At 71.5% G+C, this 11,241-nt stretch carries 8 protein-coding genes and 1 rRNA gene; 5 read left to right on the forward strand and 4 right to left on the reverse strand.

Annotated features, from left to right (window positions below; all coding sequences use genetic code 11):
* Positions 1–52 precede the first annotated feature (52 nt).
* The 3 genes from CACI_RS37515 to mtrA are packed head-to-tail and all read right to left on the reverse strand — an operon-like array spanning position 53 to position 4,627.
* The gene (locus CACI_RS37515) at positions 53–2,107 is read right to left on the reverse strand and encodes a hypothetical protein (RefSeq protein WP_015796141.1); all 2,055 of its coding nucleotides are present in this window, start codon (positions 2,105–2,107) and stop codon (positions 53–55) included.
* Positions 2,107–3,933: an MtrAB system histidine kinase MtrB gene (gene mtrB / locus CACI_RS37520; RefSeq protein WP_015796142.1), complete on the reverse strand. Its 1,827-nt coding sequence runs from the start codon at positions 3,931–3,933 to the stop codon at positions 2,107–2,109. The genes CACI_RS37515 and mtrB overlap by 1 nt, the downstream gene beginning before the upstream one ends.
* 16 nt (positions 3,934–3,949) lie before the next feature.
* Positions 3,950–4,627, reverse strand: a complete 678-nt coding sequence (gene mtrA, locus CACI_RS37525) for an MtrAB system response regulator MtrA (protein WP_041543366.1) — start codon at positions 4,625–4,627, stop codon at positions 3,950–3,952.
* Positions 4,628–4,799: 172 nt separating this feature from the next.
* Here mtrA and CACI_RS37530 point away from each other — a divergent pair, with 172 nt between their 5' ends.
* From CACI_RS37530 to CACI_RS37550, 5 genes are all read left to right on the forward strand, one after another.
* Entirely contained in the window at positions 4,800–5,933 is a 1,134-nt protein-coding gene (locus CACI_RS37530; protein ID WP_015796144.1) for an integral membrane protein, read from the forward strand.
* A complete protein-coding gene (locus tag CACI_RS37535; RefSeq protein WP_015796145.1) occupies positions 5,930–6,718 on the forward strand; it encodes a DUF4129 domain-containing protein in 789 nt (262 codons plus the stop codon). Before CACI_RS37530 ends, CACI_RS37535 begins: the two co-directional genes overlap by 4 nt.
* A complete protein-coding gene (locus CACI_RS37540; RefSeq protein WP_015796146.1) occupies positions 6,715–7,848 on the forward strand; it encodes a DUF4350 domain-containing protein in 1,134 nt (377 codons plus the stop codon). The genes CACI_RS37535 and CACI_RS37540 overlap by 4 nt, the downstream gene beginning before the upstream one ends.
* A gap of 464 nt (positions 7,849–8,312) precedes the next feature.
* Positions 8,313–9,275: an AAA family ATPase gene (locus CACI_RS37545; protein WP_015796147.1), complete on the forward strand. Its 963-nt coding sequence runs from the start codon at positions 8,313–8,315 to the stop codon at positions 9,273–9,275.
* Positions 9,276–9,391: 116 nt separating this feature from the next.
* Positions 9,392–10,765, forward strand: a complete 1,374-nt coding sequence (locus tag CACI_RS37550; protein WP_015796148.1) for a DUF58 domain-containing protein — start codon at positions 9,392–9,394, stop codon at positions 10,763–10,765.
* 332 nt (positions 10,766–11,097) lie between these two features.
* Here CACI_RS37550 and rrf read toward each other — a convergent pair.
* A 5S ribosomal RNA gene (gene rrf / locus CACI_RS37555) occupies positions 11,098–11,214 on the reverse strand.
* Between the last annotated feature and the right edge of the window lie 27 nt (positions 11,215–11,241).

Here is an 11,241-nt window from a genome sequence, read left to right on the forward strand (position 1 = left end):
TATCCGCTATGCCCGATGCCGCGCGCCAGCCGGGTCAGTCGGGTCAGCCGGGTCAGCCCGACGCCACCGTCGCCAGCACCGGGCTCGACCCGATCTCCTGGGAGCTGTCCGAACCGCCCGTGCGCTTGAAGTAGGAGACGGTGGGCGCCGAGTCGGCGGGCCCGGGCGCGTCGCTGAAGGTCCACATCGACGGATGCCCCAGGGAGGGGACGGTGACCGCGCCGATGTGCAGGGCGGCGGGCTGGGCGTCGTCCGGATCCATGATCGTCGAGTCCTGCGACCCGTCCAGATACACCTTGAAGAGCTTCGGCGTGCTCGTCTCGGCCTGGGTCCCGAGGATCACCACGGTGCGGGCGTCGGCCCACGCGGCGTCGGTGGCGGTCTGCAGGGTCACCGACGACAGGTCCTGCGTCTGCGGCCAGCCGGCCAGCAGCTGGAAGACCGTGTCGGTGGACAGGCTCGGCGTGTCGCCGGTGCGGTCGATGGTCGCCATCCACGCCGGCTGCGCGTTGTTCGCCGAGCCGGGACCGCCGGACGCGGGCTGTCCGCCCACCACGACCGCGTGCAGTCCGTCCGGCGAGGGCTTGAAGCGCGAGACCGTCAGGCCCGGGGCCAGCACCTGGTCCTGCGCGCCGCCCGGGCCCTTGCCCCCGGGGTCCCGCACCCGGTAGAGCGAGTTGTTGTCGACGACCCACAGCGCGCCGTCCACCGGGTCCCACTCCAGATCGGTGATCTTGCCCGTCTTCGCCGGGGTGTACCAGACCTGCTGGTCGGCGTTCTTGTCGTTGAGGACGACCACGGCTCCGTCGTTGCGCACCACGGCCACCATGGTCGTGCCCGACGGCGTCTTGACGTCCGCGGAGTCGGGGGTCTGCTTCACCGCGATCAGCGTGTCCGGCGACACCGGGACGCCGGCCATGCCCACCACCGAGGGCACCTTCGCGCCGTTCGCGGGGCAGACGGTCGGCGAGGTGGCACTCGCGCCGGTGACCAGTTGCTTGGAGACGATCGCGGCGTTCGTGTCGTTCTGCCCCTTCTGCTGGCATACCCAGTACACCGTCGGCGCTCCCGGGGTGTACGGGGCGACGTCCTGGGAGGAGCACGCCGTGCCGCAACCGGGATAGACGACCCTCATGCGGATGAGCGGGGTCGGGGAGAGCAGCTGCTGGGTCTCCGAGGCGTCCCGGAAGGTGTCGACCAGGGCCTGCCGGACGTCCGTGATGTCGGTCGTGCCGGCCGGCAGGGCTTTCAGGGAGACCGTGGCCAGACCGGACGGGTCCACGGTGACCGCCTGGAGCTCCAGGTTCGAGTTCTGCGAGGGGTACCGGCCGTGCAGCACGGCGCTGGCCAGGGCGCCGTAGGTGTAGTCGACCTTGCCGGTGTCCTGGGTCAGGTACACCTGGTCCATCTGCGCCGGCCCGCCGTGGGTGGGCAGATACACCGTCAGCGGAGACTGGTAGGTCTGGTAGGCACGCTTGAACGCTTCGGGGAGGACCATCCGGAACTCCGGCGGCGTGGCTATTCGCCAGCCCGTCGCCGGACCGAGGTACTTCACCGAGAAGCTCTCCGCGGCGGTCTGCGGCGAGACGTACTGGAAGAAGCCGTATTGGTCGACCTGCGCGGACTCCGGGCCCTTCGCGGTGACCGTGACCGTGTCGCCGACGGCGGCCGGCGAGGGCGGCGCCGCCTGGGGCGCGCTGGACGAGCCGAAGGCGGGCTGCGCGCCGCCGGCGCTCTGCCCGGTGTCGATGTACGGATTCGCGTACTGCACGATCTTGGTCGGGGAGGTCGCCGGATCCCACTTCGCGCGGGCGTCAGGCGTCAGGTACTCCTGGGCGACGCTGAAGGAGGCGTCCTTCTGGTCGCCGGTCAGCGCCTGCAGAAAGGCCAGCACCAAAGCCGCCGGCGCCATGGTGTTCGTGGGTTCGCGGGCGAGGATGACGACGTTGTTGCGGCTCTTGTTCAGCGTGACGCCGTGGATGGCGCCCTTCGACGGCGGTCCGGCGCACGCCGCCGCACCTCCGACGGCGGCCACGGCGAGCAGCCCGGCGGCCCAGCGCGCCACACGGTCCCGAAGAGCGCCGCGCTCTGGATCCCTCGCGCTCATCAGCGCTCCCCCAGCCTGTCGGAACCGCGGCCGGACAGTCCCGTCAGATCCGGTTCGTTGTGCCGCGGGGTGGCGGCCAGGGCGCCCTCGGCGGCCAGCCGCGCGGCCTCGACCTGGCGCTTGTGGTGGCGCGAGTCGTCCGGCTCCAGCGGGATCGGCGAGCGGACCAGCTCCAGGCCGGCCGTGCGGGGCAGCGTCAGCCGGAACTGCGAACCGCCGCCGGGCTCGCCCCAGGCCTGCAGCCAGCCGTGGTGCAGGTGGGCGTCCTCCAGCGAGATCGCCAGACCCAGACCGGTTCCTCCGGTCGTGCGCGCGCGAGCCGGGTCGGCACGCCAGAAGCGGCCGAAGACCAGCGAGGACTCGCCGGGCTTGAGGCCGACGCCGTAGTCGCGCACCGCGACCGCGACGGCGTCGCCGGAGGCCGCGACCTTGATCACCACCGGCCGGCCCTCGCTGTGCTCGATGGAGTTGACCACCAGGTTGCGCAGGATCCGCTCGATGCGGCGCGGGTCGATCTCGGCCACGCACGGCGTGTCCGGCGCGACGATGCGCACGTCCGAGCCCTTGCGCTCGGCCAGCACCGCGCTGCTGTCGACCACGCGGCGGGCCAGCATCCGCAGGTCCACCGGCTCGGCGTCCAGCACCGCGGCGCCGGCGTCGAACCGGCTGATCTCCAGCAGGTCGCCGAGCAGCTCCTCGAACCGGTCCAGCTGGGTCTGCAGCAGCTCGGCCGAGCGCGCGGTCGGGCCGCTGAAGTCCTCGCGGGAGTCGTGCAGGACGTCGGCGGCCATCCGGACCGTGGTCAGCGGAGTGCGCAGCTCGTGCGAGACGTCGGAGACGAAGCGGCGCTGGACCCGCGAGAGCTCCTCGAGCTTGCGGATCTGCCGCTGCAGGTTGCCGGCCATGGTGTTGAACGAGGTCGCCAGCCGCGCCAGGTCGTCCTCGCCGCGCACCCGCATCCGCTCGTCGAACCGGCCGTCGGCGAGCCGCTCGGCGATCCCGGCGGCCTGCCGGACCGGCGTGACCACCAGCCGGGTGATGAACCAGGCGACCCCGGCCAGGGCCAGGACCAGCACCGCGCCGGCGATCGCGATCATCTCGTTGTCGAAGTTGAGGGCGTCGCTCTCGGTGGTGAACGGGAAGGCGTAGTAGAGGTTGATCTTGCCGTGGTTCCCGTCCGGCAGCGTGAACGATCCGCCGTAGATCAGCCCGGGCGTCGTGTGGTCGATCGCCCCGGCGCCGGAAGAGGTGTCCACCTGGCTCACGGCGCCGCTCGCGGCGGGCACGCCGTACTGCAGGTCGGTGGTGACCATCTGGGCCTGGAACCCGTCCGAGCTGAAGTTCTGGAGCTTGTCCGGCAGCTTGTCCGGGATGCTCTTGTACAGGATCCCGCCGCAGGTGTAGCCGAGCACCGGGACCTCGGCGACGTCCGAGGTCAGGATCACCTGGTAGGTGTCGCTGTTCGCGCCGCTGCACAGGTTCTGGACCATTGTGGGCAGGCTGTTGACCCAGACCCCGGCGCCGTCGCGCGGCGGCAGGCCGCCGGCGGTGGTCGTCCGCAGCCCTTCGGAGGCCGCCGCGATGGACGCGCTGGCCTCGCTGAACCCGCTGCTGACCATGGCCAGCGACGAGCTCTCCTTGGCCTGGACCAGCCCGTCGCGGATCTTGCTGTTCAGCACCCAGCCCAGGATGAAGGCGATGACGATCGACAGCAGCAAGGTGAGCGACACCACGCGCAACTGCAGCGAGCCGCGCCAGGTCCCGGGGAGTTCCAGGACGGCGCGGCCGAAACGCCGGGCACCGCCGGTGAACTTCGAGACCCGCATCTAATTCCTCGTGCCGTTAAGCCGGACCGGCTTTGTAACCCACTCCGCGCACGGTGACCACGATCTCCGGATTCTCCGGGTCGACCTCGATCTTGCTGCGCAGCCGCTGCACGTGCACGTTCACCAGCCGGGTGTCGGCGGCGTGCCGGTAGCCCCAGACCTGCTCCAGCAGCACCTCGCGGGTGAACACCTGCCAGGGCTTGCGCGCCAGGGCGACCAGCAGGTCGAACTCCAGCGGCGTGAGCGGGATCTGCCGGCCCTCACGCTTGACCGAGTGGCCGGCCACGTCGATCGACAGATCGCCGATGGCCAGCGTCTCGGGCTTGGGCTCGTCGGCGCGGCGCAGCCGGGCGCGCACCCGCGCCACCAGCTCCTTGACCTTGAACGGCTTGATCACGTAGTCGTCCGCGCCGGACTCCAGGCCGACGACGACGTCGACCGTGTCGCTCTTGGCGGTGAGCATGATGATCGGGACCCCGGACTCGCCGCGGATCAGCCGGCACACGTCGATCCCGTCGCGCCCGGGCAACATCAGGTCCAGCAGTACCAGGTCCGGCTTGAAGTCGCGGAACACCTGCAGGGCCCGGTCGCCGTCGGCGACGGACGTGGTCTCGAAACCCTCGCCGCGCAGGGCGATGCCCAGCATCTCGGACAGGGCTATGTCATCGTCGACGATGAGCACACGACCTTTCATGCGGACCATCGTCGCATTACTTTCTGCTTTTGGTGAATCCCCGGTGCCACTGGGAAGGATCACGGGTGTTGGTGCGGGGGTGGCGCCGTCCTCGGCGCTGCCTGCATGCTGGGGTGCACACTGCCGGGGCGGGAGCCGGTCCGGCCTCGAGGAAGAAGCGTCCACGCCGCCCATGAGCCACGTCACCGGACCCGCGACGTCCCCTTCCGTGCCTCTGGGCGACGCGCGGACGGCGTACACGCCGGCCGGACTGGGCCGCGGAGTGGTCCCCTTGCGCCCTTTGCAAGCCGGGGAAATCCTCGACGGCGCGATCACCGCCATGCGGGCCCATCCCGGCGTCATGCTCGGGCTGTCCGCGCTGGTGGTCACCCTCGGCCAGGCGGTGGCGATCCCGCTGGACTACCTCTACCTGCACTTCCTCGCCGGGCTGGTCAACGACAACACCACGCTGGGCAGCGGCACCGGGATCAACGACCTGGCGATGCTGCGGCCCAGCGTTCTGCTGAACGCGCTGATCGTCTCGCTGCTGGTCGGGCTGCTGACCACCGCGGTCTCCCGGGCCGTGCTGGGCCGGCCGGTGACGCTAGGCGAGGTGTGGACGCTGACCCGGCCGCGGCTGCCCCGGCTGGTCGGGCTCTCGCTGCTGATCTTCGTCGTCCTGCTCGGGATACTGGCCCTGGGCACGCTCCCGGGTCTGCTGCTGGCCGTCGCCGGGAGCCCGTTCGCGGCGCTGGTGCTGCTGCTCGGGATCGGCGGCGCGGTGACGCTGGCCGTCAACCGCTGGGTGGCGTGGTCGCTGGCCGGGGCGGCGCTGGTCCTGGAGGACCAGCCGGTCCGGCGGTCGCTGAAGCGGTCCTCGACGCTGGTCAAGGGCGGCTGGTGGCGGGTGCTGGGGGTCTCGCTGCTGGCGCTGCTGGTCTCGGAGATGATCGCCGTGGTGCTCTCGGTGGTCGAGCAGGTGGTCGTCGGGTCGAATCTGAGCCCGGTGAGCGACAACGGCGACGGGACGTTCGCGGGGCACCATGTGTCGCTGCTGTACGTGTTCCTGGGGGCGTTGTTCTCGGCGGGGATCCAGTCGGTGGTGTCGCCCTTCGCCGCGTCGGTGATGGCGCTGCAGTATGTGGACCGGCGGATGCGGCGCGAGGGTCTGGACATCCAGATGGCGATGAACGCTCGCACGCCTCGTGACAGCTCGGTGGCTGCTGCCGGTGTCGCTGCGAGTGGCGCGGCAGGTAGCGCTGTGGGTGGCGCTGTGGCGGCCACGGTTGGAAGCGGGCCCGGGCCGGCGAACGGCCCGACCGCGTGACCGATCCGGGGGCTCCGGTCACGCCGCCTCCCGGCGTACCGATCGACATCGGCCGCGACGCCGCACGCCGCGCGGCCGCCGACGAGCTGGCCAAGCCGGCCTACGCGCACGCCCGCCCCTCGCTCACCCGGCGGGCCCTGGACTGGATCGGGCACGAGCTGACCACCTTGTGGGACAAGGCTTTCGGCAGCGGCTCCGGCGGCGGGAGCCGGGGCTGGACCGCGGTGCTGGCCGTCCTGGCGCTGCTGGTGGTCGTCGCCGTGGTGATCCGGAGACGCTACGGACCGGTGCGGCGCCGGGTCACCGACGACCAGGCGCTGTTCGACGAAGCGGCGACGCTGGACGCCGCCGGGTATCGGCGCGCGTCGGAGGAGCACGCGGCCGGCGGACGCTGGGCCGAGGCGGTCCGGGACCGGCTGCGCGCGGTCATCGCAGCGCTCGAGGAGCGGGCGGTGCTGGACCCGCGGCCGGGGCGCACTGCGGATGTGGCGGCGCGGGAAGCCGGGGCGCTGCTGCCGGAGCAGGCGCCCGCGCTGCGCGCGGCGGCACGGGTCTTCGACGACATCTGGTACGGGCAGGCAGCCGCGCGGCCCGAGGACTACCGGCGGCTGGTGGCGGTGGACGAGGCGGTCGCGGCGGCGCGGGTGCGGGTGCCGGCTGGGAGTGCGGCCGGGCTGGTCGGCGGTTCGCTGGCCGGGGAGCTGCCGCGGCTGGCTGAGACTTCTGAGACGTCATCATATTCAGCAACTCCGTCGGGTCCGGCAGATCCGCCGGAGCGGCGATGACCGCCCTGCGGACCTGGCGCTGGCCGCTGGCCGCACTCGCGGTCCTGCTGCTCGGCGCCATGGTCACTGCTCTCACCTTGGGAGGGAACGGAGGCGGGACGCTCGATCCGGACTCCGCCTCGCCCGACGGCGGTCGCGCGCTGGTTTCGCTGCTGCGGGATCGGGGCGTGACGGTGACACCGGCGCGGACCACCGCGGACGCGCTGGCCGCCGTCCAGGGCGCGCAGGGCGAGGTGACGTTGCTCGTCACCGACCCGGGGCTGCTGAGCGTGCTGCAACTGGACACGGTGGCGGCGACGCCGGTGGCGCGGCTCGTCGTGGTGCAGCCGGATTCGGAGTCGGCCGAGCTGCTGACGTCGCAGGCCACGCAGGTCGACGAGCCGTCGCAGGGTGCGCAGCTGGTCGACCCGGCGTGCACGAACGCCGACGCCACAGCCGCGGGCAACGCCGACATCGGCGATGGCGACGTCTTCAACGGCATGGCAGCCGGCTGCTACGCGACCGCCGGCGGATACGCACTGGCGACGGCGCCCGGACCGGCGTCGGACGACACAGTGCTGGTCGGCAGCCGCACGCTGTTCCGCAACGACCGCCTCGCCGACCACGGCAACGCGGCCCTGGCGCTGCGCCTGCTCGGCAAGCACCCGACGGTCGTCTGGTACCTGCCGGACGGCGCGGACCCGGGCGCGACGGCGTCCGGACAGAAGAGCTTCACCGACGTCCTGCCCGCCGGCTGGCGCTGGGGCGCACTGACCCTGGTACTGGCGATCGCACTCCTGGCACTGTGGCAGGCACGCCGCCTCGGCCCGGTCGTCGCCGAACGCATGCCGGTGGCAGTCCGAGCGGCCGAGACCGCCGAAGGCAGGGCACGACTGTACGAGCGCGGCCGCGTCACCGACCGCGCAGCCGGAGCACTGCGCGAGGCGACCCGCTCCCGGCTGGCCCAACGGCTCGGACTACCCCGAGCAGCCGCCGTCAGCGACATCGCGGCAGCCATCGCCACCCGCGGCGGACCCCCAGCACCCGAAACACTGGCGATCCTGGCGGGACCGCCACCCGCCGACGACACGGCCCTGGTGGGATTGGCCTCAGCGCTGGACCGCCTCGAAGCCGGAGTCGGCCGCCTGTGACAAAGCGACAGGAGAGCGAGATGACGCACGAGGAACCGGCCGGCGCCGGACACTTCGGCGGGGGCGAGGCTGAGAAGGCAGCGCCACAGAGGGCTGGTTCTGGTGCGAGCGATGGTGAGGTCGGCGTGACTGGGACTGGGGTGTGGGGCGCTGGGGCTGGCGTGCCTGGCGCTGCTGGGTCTGGCGCGCCTGGCGCTCCAGTGTCTGGGGCTGGGGCTGGGGCAACTGGCGCTGGTGTGTGGGGTGCTGGTGCTGGCGCGCTCGGCGCTGCTGGATCTGGCGATTCCATGCCCGAAGCTGGAGCTGACATGACTGGCGTTGGTGTGCCGGGTGCAGAGGCTGGCGTGCATAGTGCTGCTGTGTCTGGCGCTTCCGAGACGGGCGTTTCCGTGTCTCGCGCTGGTGTTTCGAGCTCCGGCGCATCCGGCTCTGGCGCGCTGGGCGCTGGTGCTTCGGGTTCTGCCATGTCGATCGACCCTGCTGGCGCGCGCGCTGCGCTCCTGGCCGTCCGCACCGAGGTCGCCAAGGCTGTGGTCGGGCAGGATTCGGCGGTGACCGGGCTGGTGATCGCGTTGCTGTCTGGCGGGCATGTGCTGCTGGAGGGTGTGCCGGGCGTTGCGAAGACGCTGCTGGTGCGGTCTTTGGCGGCGGCTTTGGCGTTGGATTCCAAGCGGGTGCAGTTCACTCCGGACTTGATGCCGGGCGATGTGACCGGGTCGGCCGTCTTCGATAGTCGGACCGCGGAGTTCTCCTTTCGTGAGGGCCCTGTGTTCACCAACCTGCTGCTCGCCGATGAGATCAATCGGACGCCGCCTAAGACGCAGGCGTCCTTGTTGGAGGCGATGGAGGAGCGGCAGGTCACGGTCGATGGGCTTCCGCGGATGCTGCCGGAGGTGTTCCTCGTCGCCGCGACGCAGAACCCGGTCGAGTTCGAGGGGACCTATCCGCTGCCGGAGGCGCAGTTGGACCGGTTCCTGCTGAAGCTGGTGCTGCCGCTTCCGGGGCGCGATGAGGAGATCGGCATCCTGGATCGGCATGCCAACGGCTTCGATCCGCGTGACCTCGGCGCCGCCGGGGTGCGGCCGGTCGCCGGGCCCGCCGAGTTGGCCGCCGCACGTGCCGCCGTACGCAAGGTCATGGTCAGCCGCGAGGTGCTGGGCTACATCGCCGACCTGGCCCGCGCCACGCGGGTCTCACCGTCGCTGGCGCTGGGCGTGTCGCCGCGCGGTGCCACGGCACTGCTGAACACGGCACGCTCCTGGGCATGGCTCGCCGGGCGCGAGTACGTCACGCCGGACGACGTCCAGGCGCTGGCCAAGCCGACGCTGCGGCACCGGGTGCGCCTGCGCGCCGAGGCCGAGATGGAGGGCGGCACCGCCGACGGCGTGCTGGACGCAGTGCTGGGCGCCGTTCCGGTTCCGCGGTAGGCGAGCGCGGTGGTGCAGAACTCTTATAGAGCGATCGGTACACGCCGTCGGGCCGTCGGTGGCCGGTCGGCGGCGATCGCCGAGCGCGCGACGGCTGGTCCCCGAGAGGCGCTGTCATGGCCCTGACCTGGCGTGTCGGAGTCTTGGCCGCGCTCGGCGCGGTGTTCGTCGGCGTGGTGCTGCCGTCGTGGGCGGGCATCGCGGTGGTGGCGGCTGTCGTGGTCGTCGGGGTGCTGGCGGACGTCGCCTTGGCCGGTCCGGTCCGGACGCTGCGATTCGAGCGCAGCGGCGACACCACCGTGCGGCTCGGGGCGACGGCACGCGTGCAGCTGGTCGTCACCAATCCGTCGGGGCGACGAGTGCGGGCCCTGATCCGCGACGCGTGGCCGCCGTCAGCAGGGTTGCAGGGGGCGGCACGCTCAGCGAATCGCCTGGCTGACCCGACCATCGTCCAGCCTCGGCACGCGGTCACGATCCCGGCCGGCGAGCGGCGACGGATCGAGTCGGTCCTGGTGCCGACACGTCGCGGAGACCGCCAGGCCGAGCACGTCAGCATCCGCTCCTTCGGCCCGCTGGGACTGGCCGCACGGCAGCGCACGATGCGCAGCCCGTGGCGGATCCGCGTCCTGCCGCCGTTCTTGTCACGCCGCCACCTGCCCTCCCGCCTGGCACGACTCCGCGAACTCGACGGCCGCACCTCACTGCTGGTCCGCGGTCAGGGCACGGAGTTCGACTCGCTGCGCGACTACACGGTCGGCGACGACGTCCGCTCCATCGACTGGCGCGCCACCGCCCGACGCCACATCGGCGACCACTACGACGTCGTGGTCCGCACCTGGCGCCCGGAACGCGACCGCGCGATCCTGATCGTCCTGGACACCGGCCGCACCGCCGCAGGCCGCATCGGTACGGAGGAGCTCGGCACCGACGGCGTCCGCCTCGACGCAGCCCTGGACGCGGGCCTTCTACTGACGGCTCTGGCCCTGCGCGCCGGCGACCGCGTGGATCTCTTGGCATACGACCGCCGTATCCGCACCGCAGTGACACGGACCGCCGCGAGCCAGACGCTCGCGCAAGTCACCGACGCGATGGCGGTCCTGGAACCGGAACTCATCGAACTCGACGCTAGAGGACTGGTCACGACCATCCTGAACCGCGCCCCCCGGCGCTGTCTGGTGGTCCTGCTGACCAGCTTGGACTCCGCACCGATGACAGAAGGCCTCCTCCCAGTGATCGGCCGCCTGACGGCCCGCCACGAGGTAGTGGTCGCCTCGGTCGCCGACCCCCGCATCGAGGAGATGGCCCGCGGCCGCGGCGACGCGACCGCCGTCTACGAGGCGGCATCAGCGGAACGAGCCCGCGCCGAACGCCGCCATGTGGCAGACCTGCTGGCGAAGCACCGGGTGACGGTCGTCGACCAGCCGCCGGCACTCATCGCGCCGGCCCTGGCGGATGCGTATCTGGCGCTGAAGGCCGCGGGACGGTTGTAGAAGCTGACAGCTGGCGCGCACAAGACGCACGCACGTTGGGCTGGCAGATGAGAGCACGAGCGCTTGAGACAGTCCGACAGGATGCAGCTTGGCCGCTAGGGATTGCGGCAACAGGCGACAGAGGCGGCTGGCGACAGACAACTGATCCGGCAGAACCAACCAAAGCCCGCTCGGCAGCGAGCTACCCGGCCCATGAGAAACCCAGAGGCTCCTGGCAACGGATTACCCAGGGCCATCGCGGCCTCAGCGTTCAGGCATCCGGCCATCGACATTGCCCCAGAAACGCAGTTAGCCCCCGATGGAAACCCATCGGGGGCTAACTGTGAATTTTAGTCCGGCCGCGTCCTACTCTCCCACCAGGTCCCCCTGGCAGTACCATCGGCGCTGGCGGGCTTAGCTTCCGGGTTCGGAATGGGACCGGGCGTTTCCCCACCGCTATGGCGGCCGTAACAACACGAGACAAACCAGCCGACACA

Origin of the sequence: Catenulispora acidiphila DSM 44928, assembly GCF_000024025.1 — a bacterium.
Taxonomy (GTDB): domain Bacteria; phylum Actinomycetota; class Actinomycetes; order Streptomycetales; family Catenulisporaceae; genus Catenulispora; species Catenulispora acidiphila.

What these genes read in the sequence shown, in the direction of transcription:
- CACI_RS37515 (WP_015796141.1), bottom strand. Translation starts at nt 2,107, where the DNA reads ATGAGCGCGAGGGATCCAGAGCGCGGCGCTCTTCGGGACCGTGTGGCG.
- mtrB (WP_015796142.1), bottom strand. Translation starts at nt 3,933, where the DNA reads ATGCGGGTCTCGAAGTTCACCGGCGGTGCCCGGCGTTTCGGCCGCGCC.
- mtrA (WP_041543366.1), bottom strand. Translation starts at nt 4,627, where the DNA reads ATGAAAGGTCGTGTGCTCATCGTCGACGATGACATAGCCCTGTCCGAG.
- CACI_RS37530 (WP_015796144.1), top strand. Translation starts at nt 4,800, where the DNA reads ATGAGCCACGTCACCGGACCCGCGACGTCCCCTTCCGTGCCTCTGGGC.
- CACI_RS37540 (WP_015796146.1), top strand. Translation starts at nt 6,715, where the DNA reads ATGACCGCCCTGCGGACCTGGCGCTGGCCGCTGGCCGCACTCGCGGTC.
- CACI_RS37545 (WP_015796147.1), top strand. Translation starts at nt 8,313, where the DNA reads ATGTCGATCGACCCTGCTGGCGCGCGCGCTGCGCTCCTGGCCGTCCGC.
- CACI_RS37550 (WP_015796148.1), top strand. Translation starts at nt 9,392, where the DNA reads ATGGCCCTGACCTGGCGTGTCGGAGTCTTGGCCGCGCTCGGCGCGGTG.